This window comes from Bradyrhizobium sp. SSBR45G (assembly GCF_030159255.1).
In the GTDB taxonomy this organism is placed as follows: Bacteria; Pseudomonadota; Alphaproteobacteria; order Rhizobiales; family Xanthobacteraceae; genus Bradyrhizobium.
Window position 1 is genome coordinate 1 of sequence record NZ_BSCT01000048.1, and the last position, 24,213, is coordinate 24,213.

General features: G+C 66.1%; 21 protein-coding genes and 1 pseudogene. 16 read left to right on the forward strand and 6 right to left on the reverse strand.

Features of this window, described 5'->3' with window-relative positions; all coding sequences use genetic code 11:
* The first annotated feature begins 828 nt into the window (after positions 1–828).
* The 9 genes from QQL87_RS33595 (at position 829) to QQL87_RS33635 (ending at position 10,023) form a co-directional block, all read left to right on the forward strand.
* Positions 829–1,284 (forward strand): pentapeptide repeat-containing protein, encoded by a 456-nt coding sequence (locus QQL87_RS33595; protein WP_284423428.1) that lies wholly within the window; start codon positions 829–831, stop codon positions 1,282–1,284.
* Positions 1,285–1,423: 139 nt separating this feature from the next.
* A complete protein-coding gene (locus tag QQL87_RS33600; RefSeq protein ID WP_284423429.1) occupies positions 1,424–1,756 on the forward strand; it encodes a PAN domain-containing protein in 333 nt (110 codons plus the stop codon).
* Positions 1,757–1,935: 179 nt separating this feature from the next.
* Entirely contained in the window at positions 1,936–2,964 is a 1,029-nt protein-coding gene (locus tag QQL87_RS33605; protein ID WP_284423430.1) for a LacI family DNA-binding transcriptional regulator, read from the forward strand.
* Between the two features lie 127 nt (positions 2,965–3,091).
* Positions 3,092–4,549, forward strand: a complete 1,458-nt coding sequence (xylB, locus tag QQL87_RS33610; RefSeq protein WP_284423431.1) for a xylulokinase — start codon at positions 3,092–3,094, stop codon at positions 4,547–4,549.
* The gene (gene xylA, locus QQL87_RS33615; RefSeq protein ID WP_284423432.1) at positions 4,546–5,868 is read left to right on the forward strand and encodes a xylose isomerase; all 1,323 of its coding nucleotides are present in this window, start codon (positions 4,546–4,548) and stop codon (positions 5,866–5,868) included. The genes xylB and xylA overlap by 4 nt, the downstream gene beginning before the upstream one ends.
* A 19-nt stretch (positions 5,869–5,887) precedes the next feature.
* Positions 5,888–6,670, forward strand: coding sequence for an ATP-binding cassette domain-containing protein (locus tag QQL87_RS33620; protein ID WP_284423433.1), 783 nt, complete (start codon positions 5,888–5,890; stop codon positions 6,668–6,670).
* Entirely contained in the window at positions 6,670–7,767 is a 1,098-nt protein-coding gene (locus tag QQL87_RS33625) for an ABC transporter permease (protein ID WP_284423434.1), read from the forward strand. Before QQL87_RS33620 ends, QQL87_RS33625 begins: the two co-directional genes overlap by 1 nt.
* Before the next feature lie 115 nt (positions 7,768–7,882).
* Entirely contained in the window at positions 7,883–8,818 is a 936-nt protein-coding gene (locus QQL87_RS33630; protein WP_284423435.1) for a sugar-binding protein, read from the forward strand.
* A gap of 332 nt (positions 8,819–9,150) precedes the next feature.
* Positions 9,151–10,023, forward strand: coding sequence for a bifunctional helix-turn-helix transcriptional regulator/GNAT family N-acetyltransferase (locus tag QQL87_RS33635; protein WP_284423436.1), 873 nt, complete (start codon positions 9,151–9,153; stop codon positions 10,021–10,023).
* Positions 10,024–10,039: 16 nt separating this feature from the next.
* Here the strand turns inward: QQL87_RS33635 and QQL87_RS33640 are convergent, their stop codons facing one another.
* Positions 10,040–10,744, reverse strand: coding sequence for an alpha/beta fold hydrolase (locus QQL87_RS33640; protein ID WP_284423437.1), 705 nt, complete (start codon positions 10,742–10,744; stop codon positions 10,040–10,042).
* 50 nt (positions 10,745–10,794) lie between these two features.
* Positions 10,795–11,325 carry a bifunctional 3-hydroxydecanoyl-ACP dehydratase/trans-2-decenoyl-ACP isomerase gene (fabA, locus tag QQL87_RS33645; RefSeq protein ID WP_284423438.1) on the reverse strand — a complete coding sequence of 177 codons (531 nt, stop codon included), beginning with the start codon at positions 11,323–11,325 and terminating at the stop codon, positions 10,795–10,797.
* A gap of 729 nt (positions 11,326–12,054) precedes the next feature.
* On the opposite strand from fabA, the gene QQL87_RS33650 reads away from it, so the two are divergent.
* Entirely contained in the window at positions 12,055–13,599 is a 1,545-nt protein-coding gene (locus QQL87_RS33650) for a L,D-transpeptidase (protein ID WP_284423439.1), read from the forward strand.
* Positions 13,600–13,713: 114 nt separating this feature from the next.
* Here the strand turns inward: QQL87_RS33650 and QQL87_RS33655 are convergent, their stop codons facing one another.
* Both QQL87_RS33655 and QQL87_RS33660 read right to left on the reverse strand, forming a co-directional pair.
* On the reverse strand, positions 13,714–15,018 hold the full coding sequence (locus QQL87_RS33655) for a pentapeptide repeat-containing protein (protein ID WP_284423440.1): 1,305 nt from the start codon (positions 15,016–15,018) through the stop codon (positions 13,714–13,716).
* Between the two features lie 485 nt (positions 15,019–15,503).
* A complete protein-coding gene (locus tag QQL87_RS33660; RefSeq protein WP_284423441.1) occupies positions 15,504–16,193 on the reverse strand; it encodes a hypothetical protein in 690 nt (229 codons plus the stop codon).
* A gap of 323 nt (positions 16,194–16,516) precedes the next feature.
* On the opposite strand from QQL87_RS33660, the gene QQL87_RS33665 reads away from it, so the two are divergent.
* Positions 16,517–17,437 (forward strand): PaaI family thioesterase, encoded by a 921-nt coding sequence (locus QQL87_RS33665; protein WP_284423442.1) that lies wholly within the window; start codon positions 16,517–16,519, stop codon positions 17,435–17,437.
* Positions 17,438–17,462: 25 nt separating this feature from the next.
* Here the strand turns inward: QQL87_RS33665 and QQL87_RS33670 are convergent, their stop codons facing one another.
* Complete coding sequence (locus QQL87_RS33670) at positions 17,463–18,995, reverse strand: serine aminopeptidase domain-containing protein (protein ID WP_284423443.1); 1,533 nt, start codon at positions 18,993–18,995, stop codon at positions 17,463–17,465.
* Positions 18,996–19,153: 158 nt separating this feature from the next.
* On the opposite strand from QQL87_RS33670, the pseudogene QQL87_RS33675 reads away from it, so the two are divergent.
* The 3 genes and pseudogenes from QQL87_RS33675 to QQL87_RS33685 all read left to right on the forward strand — a co-directional run bounded on the left by QQL87_RS33675 (position 19,154) and on the right by QQL87_RS33685 (position 21,598).
* Positions 19,154–19,872 (forward strand): annotated as a pseudogene (locus QQL87_RS33675) (dihydrofolate reductase family protein).
* The gene (locus QQL87_RS33680) at positions 19,865–21,142 is read left to right on the forward strand and encodes a flavin monoamine oxidase family protein (RefSeq protein WP_284423444.1); all 1,278 of its coding nucleotides are present in this window, start codon (positions 19,865–19,867) and stop codon (positions 21,140–21,142) included. Before QQL87_RS33675 ends, QQL87_RS33680 begins: the two are co-directional and overlap by 8 nt.
* A gap of 69 nt (positions 21,143–21,211) precedes the next feature.
* On the forward strand, positions 21,212–21,598 hold the full coding sequence (locus tag QQL87_RS33685; RefSeq protein ID WP_284423445.1) for a VOC family protein: 387 nt from the start codon (positions 21,212–21,214) through the stop codon (positions 21,596–21,598).
* Between the two features lie 24 nt (positions 21,599–21,622).
* On the opposite strand, the gene QQL87_RS33690 is transcribed toward QQL87_RS33685, so the two are convergent.
* Entirely contained in the window at positions 21,623–22,555 is a 933-nt protein-coding gene (locus QQL87_RS33690) for a LysR family transcriptional regulator (RefSeq protein ID WP_284423446.1), read from the reverse strand.
* A 123-nt stretch (positions 22,556–22,678) separates the two neighbouring features.
* Here QQL87_RS33690 and QQL87_RS33695 point away from each other — a divergent pair, with 123 nt between their 5' ends.
* Both QQL87_RS33695 and QQL87_RS33700 read left to right on the forward strand, forming a co-directional pair.
* Complete coding sequence (locus tag QQL87_RS33695) at positions 22,679–23,032, forward strand: protocatechuate 4,5-dioxygenase subunit alpha (protein ID WP_284423447.1); 354 nt, start codon at positions 22,679–22,681, stop codon at positions 23,030–23,032.
* 5 nt (positions 23,033–23,037) lie between these two features.
* Entirely contained in the window at positions 23,038–23,877 is an 840-nt protein-coding gene (locus tag QQL87_RS33700) for a class III extradiol dioxygenase family protein (protein WP_284423448.1), read from the forward strand.
* Positions 23,878–24,213 lie beyond the last annotated feature (336 nt).

Sequence of the window (24,213 nt, forward strand, 5' to 3'; positions counted from 1 at the left end):
CCCCCGCGGCGTAAGCTCAGCTGCGAACTCAAATTGGCTCACAAGCTCTACGGCAAGCTACGAGCTCCGCTGTCGTCTCGGCCTTGAGCCAGGACCCATCCCCCGCCCCGGAGCGATTTGAGGCAGGCTGGTCGTTCGGACCTCGCGCCGGCGTTTGCCACCGCGTGGATCACTAGTCGGCGCCGCTACGCGCGTTGCGCGTCACGGCTTGCCCGGGAGGACAGTGGTGGGGCAATCGGATTCACGGCTCAAACAGCGATTGACATGAGGACGTCATCTCGCGGCTGATCAGGCCCGAGCTCTGCGATCAGGTCGTCCCTCTCGAGATGAGAGGGCGCAGGGAATGCCGGGTGAAGGCCTCACCCATGGCCCGCCTGCGAAAAAAATGCAGGCGGCAGGTACCACAGGTGCAGCCGATCACCGGCATTCCCTGCGCGATGGTCTCACGCTTATACGCAGTCTCCCTGGTGCGCCGGGCTTTCTGGCCACCATGATCCGCACGGCGCGTTGGCGCCGTCGCGAACGTAACACCAGCTTCGGGGTGTCAGGACGCTGCGACTTCACGTCCGCAAGGGATCGTTCGTCCGCATGCCCTCATCGAGCCTGCTGCGAACCCTCGCGGCCACCGCATCCCCGCCTCGCGTGTCGTGACGATCGCGCGCAACGCCCCTTTCGTTGAGGCGGGATGGCGGGAGATAAGCACGAATTCCGAATAAGCGAAAGAGAAATCTTCTGGGAAACGGAAATTTCTTGAAGGGTGCGGTCAGATCGCATTCAATGTCCGACGGAACGCGGCCGGCCCGCGGAGTCCAGGAGCAGAGATGCCGCATGTTGATCGAGCACGAGACGTTCGGGCCGGAGACCGGTCCGCCACGCGGCCGCTCGTGGGATGACGCCGTGTTTCGCTGGTGCAACTTCGCTCAGCTCGAGATCGAAGGGCAGATGATCGGTGGCGCGCTGTTGGGCTGTGAACTGCGCGAGGTCGACTGGTACCGGGGTCTGTTCAATACAACGCTGATCTCGCACACCACCTTCAAGAGCTGCATCTTCCGCGGCACGTCATTGGGCAGCTGCGAGCTCGTGGTCTGCCGCTTCGAAGACTGCCGCTTCGTGCTCGATAATCTCCAGGGTCCATGCAAGGTCGAGAATTGTGTCGTCGTCGAAACTGCGTTCGACAGGTGCGAGTTCATTCGCGAGAGTCCGCGCCACACACCGGTTTTCGTCAATTCGCGTTGGTATGGCTGCACACGACGGGAGTGCTCTGGGCTCGAAGGCATATTCTGATCCGAGCGCTCGTGTGGCGGTTTGGTCATCTGCTGAATTGTCCAGATCCATGGAGTTTGCTGCTTAAGGAAAGGCGGGGGTTTGACAAAGCGCGACCAGGCGCTTCTTATATAAACGCGCAAGTTGACAGGAGGCTGCCATGCATCTTCGTCACTCGACGGCCGCGACGGCGGTTCTGCTCGTTTCGCTGCTTGCCTCGCCCGCTTCGGCGAACGACGCCTTCTCCACCAGTATCGACCGTCCCGGCGGCGACTACCGCAGTTTCGACACGTTCGACGATGCGCAGGCCTGCCGGCAGACCTGTACCCGCGAGATGCCGCGATGTCGCGCCTGGACCTACGTCAAGGCGCCGACCTTCTGGCACGGGCTGCAGCAGCCGCCGGCTCGCTGCTGGCTGAAGCGCGTTGTGCCGCGCGCGCGGGCCAATCCGTGCTGCATCTCCGGTGTCTCCGGTGGCCAGAGGATCGATTAGGGTCGTGGGGCAGGACGCGAGGCGGCGCCTGCGCCCGACCCGACACACCGTCCATATGATGAGGTTCGACGTCGCGGCACGGCCGCCTGAATTCGCAGCCACGGATCACACGCGCCCCTCAAAAATGAGTTGCGCACCTCAAAAATAGCGCTAAGTTCCTCAACCTCAAGGGGAGGAGCATGGACGCACCGCTGACATTGCGGGACATTGCGCGGCAGGCGGGCGTGAGCCTCGCCACGGTCGATCGCGTGCTGCACAATCGGCCGGGCGTGCGTCCGGACACGGTGCGGCGCGTCAAGGATGCGATGACGCGCAGCGCGTTCCAGCCGCATGCGGCGGCCTCCGAGCTGGCGCGTGCGCGTGCGAGGCGCTTCGCTTTCGTGATGCCCTCCGGCGCCAACCCGTTCATGCAGCAGATCCAGGTGCAGCTCGGCGAGATGGCGAGCTGGATGGCCGCGCGCCGGCTCTCAGTCGATGTTGTGACCACCGATGTGTTCGATCCGGCCGTGCTGGCCGGCAAGCTCGAAGATCTGGTCGGCCGGGTCGACGGCGCCGCCGTGGTCGCACTCGACCATCCGAGCGTGCGCGCGGCGATCAACGATCTCGTCGAGTCCGGAGCCAAGGTGGTGACGCTGGTGTCGGACGTGCCGTCGTCGCGGCGGCACCATTATGTCGGCATCGACAATATCGCGGCGGGCCGGACCGCAGGCGCGCTGGTCGGGCGTTTCGCCGGCGGCAGGACGGGGCGGATCGCGATCATGGCGGGGTCGCAGGCCCTGCGCGACCATGCCGAGCGCATCTTCGGCTTCAGCCAGGTGATGGCGGGTGAGTTTCGACAACTCGAGGTTTTAGCGGTCGCTGAGGGGCATGACGAGGATGATCGTTCAGAGCACCTCATGCGCCAGCTGCTGGCCGCGCATCGCGACATCATCGGTCTCTACAATGTGGGCGCCGGCACGGCAGGCGTCGCCAAGGCGCTAACGGAGTCCGGACGCGCCGGCGACGTCGCCTTCGTCGGGCACGACGTGACCGCGGTGACGCGCAAGCTGCTTTTGAATGGCGTGATGGATGCTGCGATCTCGCAGAACCCGGGGCACGAGGCGCGCTCCGCGGTGCGTGTGCTGCTGGCGCTGGCGCGCGGCGAGCCGATCCTGAGCGAACAGGAAATGATCCGCATCGACATCGTGATGCGGGACAATCTGCCGTAAGCTGGGCGGCCGCGGCTGACGCGGTCGAACCAGTCATGGAAGTAGACGGACGTGAAATGAGTGGGCCCAGGTTTCGAAGCGACGCAGATCGCTCACGACCGGGTGACCCGTGTGGGAGGAGTGAGTCGTGTTTCTCGGACTGGATGTCGGCACATCCGGCGTGAAGGCCGTGCTGGAGGACGAGTCGGGCGCGCTGGTCGCGAGCGCGTCGCGTCCGCTGGCGCTGTCGCATCCGCAGCCGCTGTGGTCGGAGCAGAATCCGGATCACTGGGTCGAGGCGACGCTTGGCGCCGTCGACGATCTCGCCCGCCTCCATCCGCGCGAGCTGGCGGCCGTGCGCGGCATCGGCCTGTCCGGCCAGATGCATGGCGCCACCTTGCTCGGCCGCGATGGCCGGCCGCTGCGTCCGGCGATCCTGTGGAACGACGGCCGCTCGCAAGGCGAATGCGCCGAGCTGGAGCGGCGCTGTCCGCAGCTGCACGCGATCGCCGGCAATCTCGCAATGCCCGGCTTCACCGCGCCGAAGCTCGTCTGGGTGGCGAAGCACGAACCGAAGATCTTTGCTGACGTCGCGAAGGTGCTGCTGCCGAAGGCCTATGTGCGCTATCGGCTGTCCGGCGAGATGGTCGAGGACATGTCGGATGCCGCCGGCACATTGTGGCTCGACGTCGGCGCGCGGCGCTGGTCCGAGGCGCTGCTGGCGGCGACGGGACTCGGTCTCGCTCACATGCCGCGGCTGGTCGAAGGTAACGAGCCGAGCGCGATGTTGTCGCGCGAGCTGGCGCAGCGCTGGGGCATGAGCGGCGATGTCGTGATCGCCGGCGGCGCCGGCGACAATGCCGCCAGCGCGATCGGCCTCGGCGCGATCACGCCCGGCGATGCGTTCCTGTCGCTCGGCACATCGGGCGTGCTGTTCCGCGTCACCGACCGCTTCGCGCCGGCGCCGGAGGCCGCCGTGCACGCCTTCTGCCATGCGCTCGGCGGGCTCTGGCACCAGATGGGCGTGATGCTGTCGGCGGCGGCCTCGCTGTCCTGGCTCGCCCGCATTCTCGAAATGCCGGAAGCCGAGCTGCTGGCGCCGCTCGGGACGAGCGTTGCGCGCCCGAGCCCGGTGCAGTTCCTGCCTTATCTCGACGGCGAGCGGACGCCGCATAATGACGCGCATGCCGCCGGTGCCCTTGTCGGCCTGCGCAGCGCGGCGTCGCGTAGCGATCTCGTGCAGGCGGTGCTGGAAGGCGTGGCCTTTGCCGCGCGTGACATGCTCGCCGCGCTTGGCCGCAGCGCGCAGCCGATTCCCGAGATCGATCTCGTCGGCGGCGGCTCGCGCTCTCTGCTGTGGGCGCAGATCATGGCCGACGTGCTCGGTGTCACCGTGCACCGCGTCGAGGAGGGCGAGGTCGGCGCCGCCATCGGCGCGGCACGGCTCGGCCGCCTCGCTGCGACCGGCGCCGCGCCCGCTGAGGTCTGTCGCAAGCCGCGGCGGCTGCAAAGTTTCACCCCGCGTGCCGCACAGCGCGCCGCCTATGACGACGCCTATGCGCATTGGCGCAAGCTCTATCCTGCTCTCAAGGAGTGTCACCCGTGAACGTCCAGGCTCCCTTCTTCCAGACCGGCGCGACCGTGGCCTATGGCGGCCCGGAGTCGCGCAGCCCGCTGTCGTTCCGCTGGTACGACAAGGACCGGATCATCCGCGGCAAGCGGATGGAGGATCATCTGCGCTTCGCGGTCTGCTACTGGCATTCGTTCTGCTGGCCGGGCAGCGATCCGTTCGGCGGCGAGACGTTTCTGCGGCCGTGGCAGCACGGCAACGACGCGCTCGCAATGGCGCGCGCCAAGGCCGACGTTGCCTTCGAGCTGTTCCGCCTGCTCGACGTGCCGTTCTTCACCTTCCACGACGTCGACGCCGCGCCGGAGGGCGCGACGCTGAAGGAGTCGGTTGCCAACCTCAACGCCATCGGCGACCTGTTCGAGCAGAAGATGGCCTCGGCCAAGGTGCGGCTGCTGTGGGGCACGGCGAACCTGTTCTCGCATCGCCGCTACATGGCGGGCGCCGCGACCAACCCCGATCCGGATGTCTTCACCTATGCGGCCGGCCAGGTGCGCGCCGCGCTCGAGGTGACGCATCGGCTCGGCGGCGCCAACTACGTGCTGTGGGGCGGCCGCGAGGGCTATGAGACCCTGCTCAACACCGATTTGAAGCGCGAGCTCGACCAGCTCGGCCGTTTCGTCGCGCTGGTCGTCGAACACAAGCACAAGATCGGCTTCAAGGGCCCGCTGCTGATCGAGCCGAAGCCGAAGGAGCCGACCAAGCATCAGTATGATTTCGACGTCGCCACCTGCTACGGCTTCCTGCAGCGCTATGATCTGCTTGACGACGTCAAGCTCAACATCGAGCAGAACCACGCCATCCTCGCCGGCCATTCGTTCCAGCACGAAATCGCCCTGGCGCAGGCGCTCGGCGTGTTCGGCTCGCTCGACATCAACCGCGGCGACGATCTGCTGGGCTGGGACACCGACCAGTTCGCGATGAACGTGCCCGAGCTGGCGCTGGTGTTCCACGACATGCTCAAGGGCGGCGGCTTCACCACTGGCGGGTTGAACTTCGATGCCAAGATCCGGCGGCAGTCGATCGATCCGGACGATCTGCTGCACGCCCATGTCGGCTCGATGGATGCCTGCGCGCGGGCCTTGATTGCGGCGGACGCGATGCTGGAAGAGGAGGCGCTGACGGCGCCGCTCACGGCCCGCTATGCCGGCTGGGAGGCTGAGGAGGGGCAGGCGATCCTCGCCGGCCGCCGTTCGCTCGCCGAGCTCGCCGACCGCGCCGTCAACACCGGCCTCGATCCGCAGCCGCGCTCCGGCCGGCAGGAATATCTCGAAAGCGTGGTGAACCGCTATGTCTGATAACAGCAGCCTGCGCGCAATGACCAACGAAACGATGGCCGCGGCGATCAGCACGGCTGCGCAGCCGGTGCTGGAGCTGAAAGGCATCGGCAAGCAGTTCGGCGCGATCCGCGCGCTGCACGGCGTTGATCTCACGATCGGCGCCGGCGAGGTGGTCGGCCTGATGGGCGACAATGGCGCCGGCAAGTCGACCCTGGTGCGCATCATCGCCGGCAATTTTCCGCCGAGCCAGGGCACCATCCAATTCTGCGGCCGCGAGGTGCATTTCCATCGCCCGATGGATTCGCGCAGCATCGGCATCGAGGTGGTCTACCAGGATCTCGCGCTCGCCAACAATCTCACCGCCGCGGCCAACGTCTTTCTCGGCCGCGAGCTGAAGCGCAATTTCGGTCCGCTGGTGCTGCTCGACCACAAGGGCATGGAGGCGCGCGCGCTGGAGCTGTTCCGCGAGCTGCGCTCGGAGACGCGGCCGCACGACCTCGTCAAGGACATGTCGGGCGGCCAGCGCCAGGCGGTGGCGATCGCGCGCACGCGGCTGTCCAACGCGAAGCTCGTGATGATGGACGAGCCGACGGCTGCGATCTCGGTGCGCCAGGTCGAGCAGGTGCTGAGCCTGATCCACCGCCTCAAGGAGCAGGGCATCGCCGTGATCCTGATCTCGCACCGCATGCCCGACATCTTTGCGGTGTGTGATCGCGTCGTCGTCATGCGGCGCGGCGAGAAGAAGGCGGACAAGCCGGTCGGCCAGACCAGCCCGGACGAGGTCACCGCGCTGATCACTGGCGCAAAGGAGGCTGCGTGATGTCTGTTCCTTCGGAGACTCCGGTGCCGAGCAGCGAAGTCACCTTCACCAATGTCGGTGCCATCAGATGGTGGAATCGCGGCGTGTTCGCCTCGCAGACGGCCTACGTGACCCTGGCGCTGATCGCGCTCATCATCCTGATGAGCTTCGCCAGCCCTTATTTCCTCACGGAAGGCAATCTGCAGAACGTCGCCAAGAACTTCTCCTTCATCGCCATCGCCACGCTCGGCATCACCTTCGTGATCATCACCGGCGGCATCGACCTCTCCGTCGGCTCGCTGATGTGCTTCGCGGCGATGATCACCTCCATGGTGATGGTGACGCTGTCGACCCCCGGCGCGCCGCTGTCGTCGCTGTTCGTGCATCTCGCGGCCGACGGCAAGACCGTGGTCGCCAACGTGCCCGGCCTGATCCTGATCGTTTCGGTGCTGGCGGGCCTCGCCGTGTCGGTGCTCGTCGGGCTCGTCAACGGCATATGCATTGCCGTCATCGGCCTGTCGCCGTTCGTGACCACGCTCGGCATGCTGTCGATCGTGCGCGGTCTCGCCTACGTCATTTCCAACGGCCGGGGCAGCTTCCCCGGCGGTCCCGACGCCGATTATTTCTACGCACTCACCTCCGGCGATGTCTATGACGTGCCTGCGCCGTTCATCTACCTGATCGCGCTGGCGCTGGTGATGGCCGTAGTGCTGCATCACAGCGCGTTCGGCCGCCATGTGTTCGCGATCGGCGGCAACGAGAAGGCCGCGGAGCTGACGGGCATCTCGGTGACGCGCGTCAAGATCGAGGTCTATGTGATCGGCGCGGTCGCCGCCGGCCTGCAGGGCATCATCATTTCCGGCTGGCTCGGCTCGGCGCCGGCCAACATGGCGACGTCCTATGAGCTCAACGTGATCGCGGCGGCCGTGATCGGCGGCGCCAATCTCGCCGGCGGCATCGGCGGTCCGCTCGGCGCCATCGTCGGCTGCGTGCTGCTCGAGGTCATCAGGAACGGGCTGGTGCTGGCGCAGGTCAACTCCTACTGGCAGCAGACGCTGGTCGGCGTGATCATCATCGCCGCCGTGCTGGTCGATCGCATCCGCGCAAGACTGTTGTGACGAAGGCTGCTGCGACGAAGGTTGCTGCGACGAGATACTGTCCGGGATGTGACTGTTCACGTCTATCCGCTCCCGGAACAGACAATCATCCGGATAGACATGGAGGAGGGAAGCCATGAGAAAGTTGCTGTTTGCGGTCGCATCGCTCGCGATCTTGGTGGGCCCGGCGCAAGCCGAGACCAAATATCGCTTCGCCGTGGTGCCGAAGGCGATGAACAACCCGTTCTTCGACGTCGCCCGCGACGGCTGCATGAAGCGGGCCAAGGAGCTCGGCAATGTCGAGTGCATCTACAAGGGCCCGATCGAGCACGAGCCCGCCACGCAGGCGCAGATCATCCAGGACTTCATCACCCAGAAGGTCGACGGCCTGGCGATCTCGGTGGCCGACGTTGCCGCGATGACCAAGTCGATCGATGCCGCGGCTGCGGCCGGCATCCCCGTCATCACCTTCGACGCGGACGCGCCGGGCTCCAAGCGGCTCGCCTATATCGGCACCAACAACAAGGATTTCGGTCTGGCGCTCGGCAAGCAACTGCGCGAGCTTCGGCCCGATGGCGGCAAATACGCCATGGTCTCGGGCGGCCCGGGCGCCAAGAACCTTGCTGAGCGTGTCGATGGCGTGCGTGAGGCTCTGAAGGGCTCGAAGTGGACGGAAGTCGCGGGCTCGCCGACGTTCTGCAACGACGATTCCGCACTCGCCGTGCAGCAGATGACGGATCTGCGCACCGCGACGCCCGATCTCGCGGCGATCGTTCCGGTCGGCGGCTGGCCGATGTTCGCGCCCGAAGGCTACAAGGCCTTCGTCAACAAGAACAAGAAGGACATCGACGCCGGCAAGCTGACGCTGGTCGTCGCCGATACCCTGAAGATGCAGCTCGAGCTGCTGCGCGACGGCTATTCCAACGCGCTCACCGGCCAGCGCCCGTTCGAGATGGGCGAGAAGTCGATGGACGCACTGCTCGCGATCAAGAAGGGCGAGAAGGTGCCGGAGGTGATCTACACCGGCCTCGACCTCGTGACCAAGGACAACGTCGCGAAGCTGTTGAACTGATCTGAGTTCCTCCCGGGGAAAGCCTGGCGGTTCGGCATCCGGCTTCGGCCGGCGGCCGGGCCGCCCTTTTTGTTTGTGGGGGGCGTCGCATGTAGCGGGCGGCTAAGATTGCGTGCGTTTACGTAGCTCCGCGCCGTCACGATGGCGTCGATCGTCTCCCCAACCGTCATCGTCCGCGCAGGCGGACCATCCAATATTGAGAGGCGCTCGTGCATGATCGAGACGCCGCGGCGTACTGGATCATCCGCCTGCGCGGATGATGACGGCGGTGAGTGAGGAGGCGCCGTCTCTCATAATTGACAGAATGAAATATCTGACCTAAGTCAGATATCATGCTCGATCCCATCTCCCGCGTCCGCCGCTTCAATCGCGCCGTCACCTCGGAGGTCGGCGCGCTCGACACCTCGTTCCTGGGGCGCGGCCGGCCGCTCGGCGCGGCGCGCGTGCTCAACGCGATCGGTCATGGCCGCAGCGACGTCGCCGACCTGCGCGACTATCTCGCGCTCGACTCCGGACTGATGAGCCGGTTTCTGCGCAGCCTCGAGGACGAAGAGCTCGTCACGACGAAGCCGCATCCGGACGACGCGCGCCGCCGCATCGTCCGGCTCACCGCCGCCGGCCGGCGCGAGTTCGAGGCTTATGAGACGCTGTCCAATGCGCAGGCCGAGCAGATGCTCGCGCGCACCAGCCAGCCCGATGCGCTGCTGGCCGCCATGGACATGGTCGCCGCCGCGCTCGCCCGCAACCGGATCAGCATCGAACAGACCGACCCGCGGGCAGAGCCGTCACGCCACTGCCTCGGCGAATATTACGCCGAGCTGTCGCGCCGTTTCGAACGCGGCTTCGACGTGACCCTGTCGCGTGATCCCGATGCTGCCGACATGATTTCGCCCCGCGGCGCGTTCTTCGTCGCGCTGTCCGACGGCCTGCCGCTCGGCTGCGTCGGGCTGAAGGGCAATGGCGGCGCCGTCGCCGAGATCAAGCGTCTCTGGGTCGCGCCGTCCGCACGCGGTCTCGGCCTCGGCCGCCGACTGATGCAGGCCGCCGAGGACGCCGCGCGGGCGCTGTCCATCACGACGCTGCGGCTGGACACCAACAGCGCGCTCGGCGAGGCCATGCAGCTCTATCGCAAAACCGGCTGGACCGAGATCGCCCGCTTCAACGACGATCCGTATCCGGACCTGTTCTTCGAGAAGCAGTTGTGAGCTGAGTTCCACTGGCTCAGGTTATGAGTTGATCCGTGATCTTCAGGATAGCCTGTGCTGTCTCTGCCGGACAAAGGGTCGGGTGAAGATGCGTGCCGTTCAGCCGCTCGACCGGCCAGCCGCGCCTCAGCGCCTCGGCTGTCGCATGATCGTAGATGGGCGAGGCCTGAATGAAGCCGGCCGGTACGTGGTCCCATCGCGCCAGTTCGACCGAGTCATCGAACCAGTCGACATGCATCGTGGGCAATCCGCTCTCAAACGCCGCGAAAGCCCCGGGGCGCTGAGACAGGCGATCCAGGCCGATCAGCGCGGCGCGCTCCGGATGTTGCTCGAACCAGCGTGACCAGACCGGCAGCGTTCCATCCGCGCGTGCGAGGTTGCGGATGAAATCGCGTAGGGCGGGCCGGACCGGCGGTGCACGGCCTTGCGCCGGCGGGATGTCGCCATCGACGATGATGATCCCGCGCGCGGGCAGCTTCGTCGCCAATTCGGCAGCCAAAGTGCTTGCAGAGCTGTGGCCGACAAGGACAGGAGCATCGGTCGGCATGAGCTGATCGAGCAGGTGACGGGACCATGCGTGCCATGCCGGTGGTGTCGTGCAATGCGCGAGTAGGTCCGGCACCTGCACCGAAAATCCGGCCCGATGGAGATGGCTTGCCGTTGGGTGCCAACTGCACGCACGGACCATTGGGCCCGGGATCAGAATAAAATGTTTGCTCATGTTCCCTTGGAAGATTGGTCTACTGACAGCGCCGCCGCCGAGACCGATTCTCAGCCGGTTGCGCCAACAAGCGCCACCTTCATGGCATTGGCCTCATAGACGGGCGTGCCGTCCGCCAGCACGCGTCCATCGGCGATGCCGAGCACGAGGCGGCCGCGCTTGACCTGGCGCATGTCGACTTCGTAGCGCACGCAGGTGACGTCCGGCGTGATCTGGCCCTTGAAGCTGACCTCGCCGACGCCGGTGGCGCGGCCCTTGCCGGGCGAGCCCGACCAGCCGAGCCAGTAGCCGACCATCTGCCACATCGCATCGAGGCCGAGACAGCCCGGCATCACCGGATCGCCGCGGAACAGGCAGTCGAAGAACCAGAGGCGGGGCGTGATGTCCAGTTCGGCGACGATCCGCCCTTTGCCGTAGCGGCCGCCGTCGAGCCTCAGCTCGGTGATCCGATCCATCATCAGCATTGGCGGCGCCGGCAGCTGCGCATTGCCCGGGCCGAAATAGCCGCCCTCACTGGATCGGAGGAGATCCTCCTTGGTGTAGGACGATTGCGGTGTGTGAAAATCGCGGGGATCGGGCAAGGTCACGTCTCCTCATGACGACCAGGCGTCGAAGAGGACGACGTCGCCTGCCATCTTTCTCGATAAAGCATGGGATTGCAGCAACTCGCCCGCAAGCTGACGGCCGCAAAAATGAGTGGAGGGTTGCGATTTGCAGGATGCGCGCAGCGCTATCGACGCGCCGGACAGCTAGTGCCGCAGCTCGATGAGGCGTGTCGCCAGATTGGCCAAGCCTGTCGGAGTTTGAGGCGCACATGGCCGCGCCGCAGGTTCGTCTCGATCGGCTGTCCGCTGCGGAGGAACTCGTGCCGACGATTGCCCAGGTCAGCCGGCCGACAATCTTCAACGCCATGATGCAACCGTCCTGCAGCCTCCTGGAACCGGTTCGACAGCGAACGGTCGGTCGGCCAGTCCGCCGGCGGAGTCGGCTTGCAGTGAACGGGCACCGCCAGGCGTGCGTCTCATGGAACGCGGCTTCCGTGTGGATGAGGGACCTCCACGGCGGAGTTCGGCGTTAATGCATCAGCAACGGCTTGATGAATGGATAAGACGGGGAAAGGGGTGAGCGAATCAAGCAGCGGGCAACGACGCGTCACGCCGTGCGCCAGAATTCGACACAATTACGACCCGGCGGGCGCCGCAGCTCTGGTGAGACTTCGCCTCACTTCACCCCAAGACGTAATCGAGCTTATAAATCCTCCCGCGCCGATCGCGCGGCGGCGGATGAACAGCATTGAAGCGGGACACGGCATGGTGACACGATCCACGGGAGCTCGGGCCATCGCGACGAGGCGGCGTCGGGGACCAGGCTTGATGGTGCTTGCGGCGCTGGCGGTCTTGGCTCTGCCAGGGGGCAGCGCCATCGCGCGTCAGGCGCGGCCCGCACCCGTGATCGAGGCGACGGCGCCGCGCGCGCATGGCGATCCGATCATGGCGATCGTGTCGATCAAGACCCAGAAGGTCACCTTCTACGATTCCGAGGGCTGGATCTGGCGGGCGCCGGTCTCGACCGGCGTCTCCGGCCGCGAAACGCCGGCCGGTGTGTTCGCGATCATCGAGAAGGACAAGGACCACCACTCGACGCTCTATGACGATGCCTGGATGCCGAACATGCAGCGCATCACCTGGAACGGCGTCGCGCTGCATGGCGGGCCGCTGCCGGGCTACGCCGCCTCGCACGGTTGCGTCCGCATGCCCTATGGTTTCGCCGAGAAGCTGTTCGAACGGACCTGGATCGGCATGCGCGTCATCATCGCGCCCGGCGATGCGGCGCCGGTCGAGTTCTCGCACCCCGCTCTGTTCAACCCGAGCGCCGAGGCGCTGGCCGCCGCACCCTCGCGCGCTGCGACACTCGGCCGCGAGGCCGAGGATGCCGCGAAGACCGCAGATGAGGCCAAGGCCGCCGCGGTGGCGGCCGAGCGCGACGCGAAATCGCTGAAGGCTGCGCTGCGCAAGCTCGAGCAGGCGAAGGTCCGCGCCGATGCCGAGCTGAAATTCGCTGACAGGAAGCTTGCCGCCGCCAAGACCGATCAGGCGAAGGCGCAGGCCGAGGATGCGAAGCAGAAGGCCGCGGCCAAGGCGGCCGACGCCGCGGCGCAGCTCGACGCAGCCCGATCGGACACGAGCGCCAGGCTCACTGCTGCGACCACGACGAAGGAGGCCGCCAAGGCGGCTGCGGCGAGGAAGACGGATGCCAGCAAGGCGGCGACCGAGGCGAAGCTCGCGGTCGAGCCGGTGTCGGTCTACATCAGCCGCTCGACGCAGATGCTGTATGTCAGGCGCAACACGCACAAGCCGGCGCGCGACGGCGGCGGCGAGGAGTTCGACACCTCGATCGAGTCGCCGGTCACGATCCGCGACCCCGACCGGCCGCTCGGCACCCATGTGTTCACGGCGGTCGCGCAGAACGGCGCCGGGCTGCGCTGGACCGCCGTCACGATCGATGACGGCGACGATGCCAAGGACGCGCTGGACCGCATCACCATTCCGAAGGATGTGCTGGCCCGGATCGCACCGACGGCGGTGGCGCGCTCCTCGATCATCGTCTCGGACGAGCCGCTGTCGAGCGAGACGAATTATCGCACCGAGTTCGTTGCGGTGCTGAGCAATCAGCCGCAGGGCGGCTTCATCACGCGCCGGCCGACCACCAATGTCGATGTCGCCAGCGGTGACGGCTACGATGACGGCTTCGGCAATTTCTTCCAGCGCAGCTGGGACGGCCAGCCCGTGGCCCCGCCCCGCCGGCGCGGTCCGCCCCCGACCTATTACCGGCCGGTGCAGCCGAACTGGTGGTAGCCGGGGCAATCAGCCGGCGTGGACGTCTCGGCTTGCACCCGCCGCCTGACCAGGCGTCGTACGAACGTCGAGAGATCAAAGGAGAGGGTGGAATGCGGTCGATGCCACTCGATCTCATTCTGGCTGGCCGGAAGGAAGACTGCTGGCATTTCTTTGCAGCTCGGCTTGGCACGTATACTGGCCACAGACCCGAACGGGCTCAGATACGCCGACGGGCTGGGCTTCACGGCGAGTCGTGTCGTCGCTGCCGGGCTTCCCTGCGCAGGCATCCCGAAGTTGGGCAGATGTCACCTTTGCTCCGGAGAAATTTGCGCGACTGACGTCGACCCGGCAGAGGTTGGCGCTTGTCAGATTGGCGTCCGTCAGGTCGGCGCCGGCCAGGATCGCGCCTTCCAGATTGGCATGAGAAAGGTCGGCTCCGCGCAGATCGGCGACCCAGCACCTGTATTTCTTCCATTCAGGCGGAGCTGCGGTGACGTCCTTGCTGTACAGGCGGTCCCGGATCGTGCCTGTCCAGGCCGGCGTTCCGGGGATGTGGAAATCGGAGAAGTCAGCGCCGCGAAGATCCGAATGGGACAGATTTGCCTGGTTCAAGCTGGCCCGTCTGAATTTCGTCTGCGACAGCAGGGCGCACGACAGGTCGCGGCCGCTCAGATCGAGATTGTCGAAGATCGCGTGCTCAAGCTTGAGGGCGTAGGACTCGTCCAGAGGTGAGCTACAGCCTTCTCCGTCGCGGTGCAGACGGAAGCGTGAGAATTTGGGATCGCCAATGGCGTGCATCGCAGATTGCACACCAGGAGATGGCTCTTCCCGATCCTGTGGCACCTCGTTGCCTTTGTCCTTCTTCATCTGCTCCGAATTCAGGAGTTCCTGAAACGCCGTCGCCGACAGCCCGAAGTCGTTCCGACATTCCTGCGACTCCTTCAAGACGTGTTTGCTCAGCGTCTTTGAAAGCACATACGCGGACAAGATCGAATGCGCCTGTTCATGATATTCGTCGGGATACCGTGTGCCGAGAAAGACCAGGGTGCGGATGGACGCGACGCTGGTGGCAGAACCATCCGTAGCACCTGAACCGGGGGGTGATGTCGGTGCCGAAGCATGATCGATCTGCTTGACGGCTTCGATGTACTGCGCAGCGCGGTCCTGGGCCGATTTGGATTCGAAATCGGTACGCCAATGCTCGATGGAGACCCAGAACTGCAAGAGCGTGATCGTGAACGTCGCTCCGAGTCCCAAGGTGGTCAGGATCTGGAAGTTTGTCTGTCGGATTCGATCTTGTACCTCGATCCGCCGCAGCGCGTGATCGTCGACGTCGGGCGGCACTTGGCTCGCCGGAGGCTGCCACCAGGACCGGAGGACTGCGGTCAGGACGAGAATGATGAAAGCGACGATCAGCACAACTATCACAGGATCCATGTCTCGATCCTCGTCTGCTCAAACGAATTTATTCAAACGACGCTGCCAAAACGGCAACCAGAAAAGGCGCGCGCAACATCCGATCAACCTAAGATAATCCAGAGTCGAGCGTTTGAGAACCCACGCGCTTGCTGATTTGCTGCTGCAAATCCCGCGGTTAGGCGTGCATCCCGCTTGGATCGATCGCGGTAACATGGTGCAATCGACCAATTCGAATATCACCCTGGTCGTGACTTGAGGCACGCCGGCGCCCTCGGCGCCTGCCCCGCTCGCGGAGCTCACCCGTTGTATCGCGGGAAGATTTTGCGATCGGGCTGTGACGACCGCGGCCACAAGGCGGAGGTCGGTTTGATGACCCGCAGCTGAAAGGTCTCGCGCCGGCTCGACCATTGAGAGGGACGTCCGAAAGCGGAAGCAATGAAATAACGATGCGGCAGCCGGCGAGGGTCGGCTGCCGCCGATGGTGAAGTTGCAGATCGTCGAAGTTAGCGTCCCGCCGCGTTCGAGGTTGCCGGCACTACGCCCGGCCACTGCATCGCGAACGGCTGGGCGAGCTGCGGCTCGGCGTCTGCGGCGCGCGCGACGCGGCGGGCACGATGCTTGTGCATGCGGCTGATCGAGCTGGTCGCCTCGCGGGCCGTCTCGATGCGGGCGACCTGCTGGCGGATCTCACCCGTGGTGGTCCGCAGCTGATCGATGCCGATCTCGTTGGTGGCGGCGGCGGCGCGCATCCCGCTCAGCTCGGCCGAGGTATCTTCCTGCGCGGTGCGCAGGCGGATGGCCTGCCGCTTCAGAAGCGCGATATCGGATTCGATCCTGTCGGCCACATCGCGGCGGCGCGCCTCGGTGTCGTCCGCAGCGGTGCGCAGCGTCGCAAGGCCGGTCTCCGCGCTGGTGAGGCTGGCGCGCAGCTGGATCAGCTCCCCGGACGCATCGTTCTGGCGATCGCGCAGCCTGGCGGTTTCCGCCTTCAGCTGGCTGAGCTCCGAGCTCAGGGCGGCGACGCGGGTCTCAAGCGAGGAAGGCCCGCCCATCGCCAAGGTGAAGCCATTGGCCCCGCCGCCGCTCCACCAGATCACGCCGGCGCTCGCGGCGAGCGCCAGGCTCATGACGATACGTAGAGAGGCCGTGCCGCTCTTCGGCGGAACGTCCGGCGTCTTGGTGGATTTGTGCATCACAGGTCTCCGGGGATTCGATTGAGACCATTATGACCATATTAAGGTTGCCAATGTTCTAAGCGCGCGGCGTCCGCTCGACATTCGCAGCACGTATATTTGCGGGGTGCGCGCGTGCATGATGTTGGCGCTCAACTACAAAGATACAGGCTTGACGGTGCCGCGAACGGCGGGCGCATCCAAGAGTTGCGGCATGTGATCCGGCCGAGAAGGAGCGGTCTTTTGCTGCGTAACCGTGCGCCAGCGGATCACGCTCGTTCGCATACGACGCCTGTCCGGAAAAGACTTGGCAGGTCGTCGCGATCTTGGGTTAGATCTCAGTCATGTCCGACTTTTCGACCAACGCAGCACCGCCTGCTTTCGATGCGCTCGCCGAGGCGATCAGGAATCGCCGCTCGGTCTATGGACATATCAGTGGGCTCAGGATGGAGCGTTTCGCGCCCGGCGAAGCGTGGTCGATCTTGCCCTATCGTCCGGTGTTCGTCGGTGACAGCGACACCGGCGTGATCCATGGCGGCGTCGTCACCGCGATGCTCGACGAGAGCTGCGGCATGGCGGTGCAGCTCGCGCTCGACGGCAACAGTGCGATCGCCACGCTCGATTTGCGCATCGACTATCAGAAGCCGGCGACGCCAGGCCTCGACATCAAGGCCCATGCGGTGTGCTTCCGCGTCACCCGCTCGATCGCCTTCGTGCGCGCCACCGCCTATCAGGACGAGGAAAGCGATCCCGTCGCCACCGCGACCGCCTGCTTCATGATCGGCGCCAACCGCACCAACATGCTGACGGATCGGCCGGCGTTCGCCGGTGCGCCGCCGCCGCTCGAAGCGCCGGACGATGATGCAACGGGGCTGTTCGCCGCCAGTCCGTTCGCGCGCTGTCTCGGCATCCGCGTCGCCGGCGACGACACGCTCGTGATGCCGTTCTCGCAGCAGATCATCGGCAATCCCGTGCTGCCGGCGATCCATGGCGGCATGACAGGTGCGTTCCTCGAGACGGCTGCGATCGTCACGGTCATGCGCGAGCTCGGCGTGTCGGCACCGCCGAAGCCGATCGGCCTGACCATCAACTATCTGCGCTCGGGCCGCGCGCTCGACAGCATCGCCTCGGCCTCGATCGTCAAGCAGGGCCGCCGCATCGTCGCCTTCGAGGCGCGCGCCTGGCAGGACGATGCAACCAAGCCGCACGCCACCGCCTTCGGTCATTTCATGCTGAGGCCGACGCCCGGGCAGGAGCACGACTGACGGCGCGGCGGCGCCCTCGCCGCCATCAGCCCGGCAGGAACATCGGGAACGACACGCCGAGCGACCACGCCAGGATCAGGCCGAGGCCGATGCCTTCGGCCAGCGGCGAGCAGGTCCTGCGGCCGACCGAGCCGCCGATCAGCCCGAACACGATGAAGAACAGCACGATCACCGGGATGATGATCAGCAGGAAGAACAGCCGTTTGAAATCGAGCGCCACGGCGCCGCCGAGCGAGGCGAGGAATGCGGTGCGGATCCACAGCGTGCGCCACAGCGCGGCGTGTCCGCCCTGGTTGGCGATGCTGTCGGCCAGCATGTAGGGCACCGCGCCGACGGCGATCGCGGCGATGATCGGCAGCCGGGCCGCGATCGGCATGAAGGAGGCGACGTAGCGGTCGAGCGCGCCGCCGAAGATGGCGATGCCATAGGCGGCCAGCGCCAGCGCGGCGAACCAGGCCAGGCGGCCGAAGCGCACGCCCTGCAGGCGCAGCAGCAGCAGCGACAGTGAGCCATAGACGAAGAGATGCACGGCGAGATAGTCCGCGACCAGCACGGGCAGGAAGCGGGTCTCGACGAATCTCAGCGTGATCGGCGTCACGACCGCCGGAACCAGCGTCGCGATCGCCAGTCTGCGCAGTGGAATCCTTGGCGGCGGCGCATCGCCTTTCGGGAGCAGCTCGGCCAGCGGCCACGCCAGCAGCACGATGCCGGCCAGCAGCAGCGCGATCGCGCCGCCGGTCGCGGCAACCGCGCCGCCGCCGGTGCGGCCGAACACGCGGTCGAGCCAGTCGCGCGCCTCGCGCATTCCTGTCGCTGAATACAGCACGCTGACATGCTCGACGCCCGGGGCGACCACGGCGCGGCGCCCGCCGGTTCCGGACGGATCGCCCACGGTGTCGTCCTCGCGCGCGGCGGGGTCGGCGAGTTGCAGGTTGCGCAAGGCGTCCCGGCGCAGCGCGCTCTCCCATTCGCCGGTGATGATCAGCAGGTTGCGTGGCGCGCTTGCGGTGACCGCTTCGGAGAACATCGAGATCGCGATCGTGGCCGAGATGCGCGGTTCGGCCAGCGCCTGGCGGACGATGATATCGGAGGCCATCGAGTGCCCGAGCAGCGCCACCCGGCCGTCGGCGCCGGGCAGTGACAGCGCCGCATCGGTGACGCGGCCGATCTCGCTCATCAGCTTGCGGGTGGTGCCGTCGACGCGGGTGACGTCGCCGGACATCGGCACCGGGTTGCGGCCGTGGCCCTCGAAGTCGAACGAGATGGCGATGTAGCCGGCGTGCGCCAGGGTCAGCGCATAGGCCTCCATGAACTGGCGCGAACCTGCGAAACCGTGTGCGATCACGACCACCGGCCCAGCCGCGGCGCCGTCGCGGCGATACACCGTGATGGGGGTCGTGCCGGCCTGGAGCCGGGTGATCGTCACACCCGCGCGCTCGGCTTCGAGCCACCAGATTCCGGCGACGCAGCAGGCAAGGCCGGCGAGCGCTGCAGCCAGCAAGGCCGCTCCGCGCAAACCGATGGCGCTGCGCTTGCGCGGCGGAATTTCGCTTGTCATGAGTTGCTCCGTGTCCGGACGAACCTAGCGCAGGGATGCGCGCGGTGACAGCGCCGGGCTTCGCTGCGGCCACAGTCGAACGAAACGCACGCGGTTTCGTTGACAAGGCTGAGAGAGACCTGTTCGGTGAGCCCAGCCGACGACGGAATGGAGGATGCATGAAGCCGGACGTGATCTGCCTGATGGCCTCGAGCGTCGATGGCCGGACCCTGCCGAGCCGCTGGCGTCCGAAGAGCTCCGGCGATCTGTTCGAGCAGGTGCATGAGCAGCTCGGCGGCGACGCCTGGCTGATCGGCCGTGTCACCGGTCAGGAATTCGCCAAGGGCACCGCCTATCCGGCCACGACGACCGAGCGCTTCCCGCGCGACAACTGGATCATCAGGCGCGATGCCAAGGCCTATGGCATCGTGCTCGATGGCAGCGGCAAGATCTGCTGGGGCCGCGCCGACATCGGCGGTGATCCGATCGTGGTCGTGCTGACGGAGGCCGTCTCGGACGCGCATCTTGCCGGGCTGCGCGGCGAAGGCGTATCGTACATCTTTGCGGGGAAGACACAGATCGATCTCGTCTTGGTGCTCGACATCGTCGCGCGCGAGCTCGGCGTGAAGCGTCTGCTGCTCGAAGGCGGCGGTGGCGCAATGGCGCCTTTCTGCGCGCCGGCCTGGTCGACGAGTTCAACCTGGTTCTGTGTCCCGCCGTGGACGGCGCCAAGGGCGCGCCGAGCGTGTTCGACTCGACCGAGAGCGAGGCCGGCGAGCGGGCGCCGATTACAGCGATGACGCTGGAAAGCACCAGGGCGCTGGAGGGCGGGGCGGTGTGGCTGCGCTACAAGATCACCAACGGCCCGGCCTTGCCGGCCCAGGCCCGTTATGGCTGAGCGACGTGAGCACATCATCATCGTCGGTGCCGGCGCTGCGGGCCTGATGGCCGCGCGCGAGCTGGCGTCCGCCGGGCGCAAGGTGACGCTGCTCGAAGCGCGTGATCGCTGCGGCGGCCGTATCCATCCCCTGGCCGAGAGCGTGTTCGGATACAGGGCCGATGCCGGCGCGGAATTCATCCATGGCGCGGCGCCGGTCACCTATCAGCTGCTGGCCGAGGCCGGACTGTCGGCACAGCCGATCGAAGGCGCGCGCTGGCATGCCGAGAATGGCGTGCTCTCAAGCGACGAGCCGGCCGATCGGCAGATCGGCCGGCTGCACCAGGTGCTGTCACAGCTCGACGAGGACCTCACCGTCACGGCGCTGCTCGATCGCCATTTCTCGGATGCGGAGTTCGCCGAGCTGCGCGCCTTCGTGCTCGGCATGGTGCAGGGCTATGACGCCGCCGATCCCGATCGTGCCAGCGTGTTCGCATTGCGCGAGGAGTGGATGGGCGGCGAACGCGGTGACCAGGCGCGGATCGTCGCCGGCTATGGCCTGCTGCTCGATCATCTCGTGGCCGAGTGCCGTGCGCGCGGTGTGGCATTCGCGTTCAAATCCGCGGTCAGCGCAATCGAGAGCGCGGAGGAGGGCGCGATCGTGCGCTGCGCGGATGGCCGAGCGCATCGTGGCGATATCGTCATTCTGACGGTGCCGCTGCCATTGCTGCATACCATCGCGCTGCCGACCGCCATGCAAAGGCAGCTGGCGGCGACGGCCGATATCGGCTTCGGCAATGTCATCAAGCTGCTGTTGCGGTTCGAGCGCCGCTGGTGGACGGCGATGCCGGCTCCCGATCTCTCGGACATGCTGTTCCTGCTGTCAGACGCCACGGTGCCGGTGTGGTGGACGCAGCATCCAGGCGATCAGGCGGTGTTGACCGGCTGGCTCGCTGGGCCACCGACCAGCAGCTTCGCTGCGCTCGACGAGGCGACGCTGATCGAAGCCGGACTTGCGGCACTCGGTGACATCTTCGCAAAGCCCGTGACCATTCTCAGGCCCGCGCTGGTCGCAGCGCAAGCGATCGACTGGGCGAAGGACCCATTCGCCCGTGGCGCCTATTCCTACGCGACGCTGGCGACGCGCGACGCGCAGGATGTGCTGACACGCTGGGAAGGCGGGCCCGTGCTGATCTCCGGCGAGGCGCTGTATCGCGGCCGTGACATGGGCACGGTCGAGGCGGCGCTGGCGAGCGGCCTTGCGACGGCGCGTCGCATCCTCGCGCAATGATCTCGCACAGCGTTGCGGTTGCGGCGCGACGGGCCTATCGTCGCGCTCTCGCGACAAGAAAGGATCGTCATGCTCGACCACGTCGGCTTTCCCGTCTCCGACTTCGCGCGCGCCAAGGCCTTCTATGCGGCCGCGCTTGCGCCGCTCGGCTATGTCCTGATGATGGAGATCACCAACGAACAGACCGGCGGCCATGGTGAGCACGCCGGCTTCGGCGATGGCCGTCCGGATTTCTGGATCGGCACCGGTGGAACGGCCGCGACCTCGACCCATGTCGCCTTTCACGCCAAGGACCGCGCCACGGTCGATGCGTTCTACCAGGCGGCGATCGCGGCTGGCGGACGTGACAATGGCGCGCCAGGACTGCGGCCGCACTATCATGCGACCTACTACGGTGCCTTCGTGCGCGATGCCGATGGCAATAATGTCGAGGCGGTCTGCCATACGCCGGAGTAGGCCAGCCGATCGGCCGCCGACGGGCTACACCATCACCGGCATGTGCTCGGCGGCGGCGGCCAGGCTCGGCGCGACCACGATCTCGAGCTGCTGGCGCAGCCAGCGGTGCATCGGGTCGTCGTGGTGGCGCAAGTGCCAGACCATGTACATCGGCATGACAGGGCAGGGCACCGGCACCGGCGCGACGGCCAGCCCGCGCAGCATGTATGCGCGCAGCAGGCTCGGCAGGGTCGCGATCATGCGGCTGCCGCGCAGGAATGGGCCGATGCCGCCGAAGCCCGGCACCTGCACCGCGAACCGCCTGACGATGCCACGCTCGGCCATGACCTCGTCGATGTCGAGCCGGCGGCGCGGCTCGTAGACCACGGTGACGTGGTCGCTGGCGAGGTAGTCCTCCAGGCTCTGCGGCGGCTCGCGCTGGCTTGCATCGTAGAACACGCGATAGCTGTCCTCGAACAGCCGCTTCTGCAGGATGTCGCTGCCCTCGGGCGGGCGCGGCGTGATGATCAGCTGGCAGTGCTCGTCGCGCAGCATCTCGGGCACGGGTGCGCCGGAGGGGATCACGCGCAGGCGGAGTCCCGGCGCCTGCGCGCGGGCATAGCGGAGCAGGGAGGGCAGCAGCAGGTCGCGCTGCAGATCGTTGGCGGCGATCGTGACCTGGGCGGAGATCTTGGCCGGCTCGAATGCGGCCGCATGCGAGAAGCTCCGGAGATCGTCGAGCAGAGCGCGGGCGCGCAGCGCCAGCAGTTGCGCATGCGCGGTCGGCACGATGCCGCGGCCGGATTTGACGAACAGCGGATCGCCGGTGATGCCGCGCAGCTTGTCGAGCAGATGGCTGACGGCCGATTGCGTCACGCCGAGCCGCTGTGCGGCACGCGTGATCGAGCCTTCCTCGATCACGGCGAGCAGCAGCTGCAGCAGATGGCCGTCGAGGTCCAAATGATCGAATTGGCTCATGGATCAGATCGGTCGGGCGGCCTTTATCGGCGGTGTCTTCGGGCGATACTGGCGGCATGAAACGCGCTGCATTTGATCCAGATCAAACGCGGCCGTTCGAAACATCGATCAGGGGAGGCTCAGATGTCCGCCACAACAGCCCGGCAGCCCGTGCCCGGCACCGTCATCTTCGATGGCGAGCAGGCCCGCAAAGGTTATGCGCTCAACAAGATGTGCTACTCGTTCAACGACGCCGCCAACCGCAAGGCGTTCGTGGCCGACGAGGACGCCTATTGCGCCAAATACGGCCTCAATGCGCAGCAGCGCGAGGCGATCAGGAACCGCAACGTGCTTCAGCTGATCGAGGCCGGCGGCAACGCCTACTACCTCGCCAAGTTCGCCGGCATCTTCGGGCTCGACATGCAGGACATCGGCGCGCAGCAGACCGGGCTCACCAAGGACCAGTTCAAGGCCAAGCTTCTGGCGGCAAGAGGGTAATCATCATGGCGAAGATCGTAGGCGCAATCACCACCTCTCATGTGCCGGCCATCGGCGGCGCGATCGCCAAGGGGCTGCAGCAGGATCCGTATTGGAAGCCGTTCTTCGACGGCTTCCCGCATGTGCGCGAATGGCTCGCCAAGGTGAAGCCGGATGTCGTCGTGCTCGTCTACAACGACCACGGCCTCAACTTCTTCCTCGACAAGATGCCGACCTTCGCCGTCGGCGCCGCCGACAGCTACAGCAACGCTGACGAGGGCTGGGGCATTCCGCAGACCGCGCCGTTCAAGGGCGACAGCGAATTGTCCTGGCACCTGATCGAGCATCTGGTGAAAGAGGATTTCGATCTCGTGACCTGCCAGGAGATGACGGTCGATCATGCCTTCACGCTGCCCATGGCCTTGTGCTGGCCGGACCAGAAATGGCCGGTGCGCGTGGTGCCGGTGGTCGTCAACACCGTGCAGGCACCGCTGCCGTCGGCCGCGCGCTGCTACAAGCTCGGCCAGGCGCTGGCGCGGGCGATTGAATCCTGGCCGAAGGACGAGCGCGTGGTCGTGATGGGCACCGGCGGCCTGTCGCACCAGCTCGACGGCGAGCGCGCCGGCTTCATCAACAAGGATTTCGACGAGAAGTTCATGGCCAGCATGGTCGACGACCCGGCCTGGGCGACGAAATATTCGACCGCCGAGCTGGTCGAGCTGTCGGGCACCCAGGGCGTCGAATTGCTGAACTGGATGGTCGCGCGCGGCACCTTGCCGGAGAAGGTGCGCAAGGAGCACGCCAACTATCACATCCCAATCTCGAATACCGCGACGGGGCTGATGGTGCTGGAGCCGGCGGGCTAGCGGCGCATCGTTGCGGCATTTCAAGAAGGAACAAGCGCGCGGGCCAGATGTCCCGCGCGCTTTTCGTTACGAGCTGACGAGCTAAAGTGGGTTGTCCGACCACTCAGATGTTTGACTTGAGCCCATATCTCACGGCTTGGTCGGCTCACCTGTCCCCGCCTGCGGCAGGGCAATCGTATTTGACCAATCGGAGTTTTTCACGAAACCGTCTCCACGTCGTCATGGCCGGGCTTGTCCCGGCCATCCACGTTGTCCGGCATACTGAGAACGACGTGGATGCCCGGGACAAGCCCGGGCATGACGATGTGGAGACAGACGAGCGCAACACTTCGAATG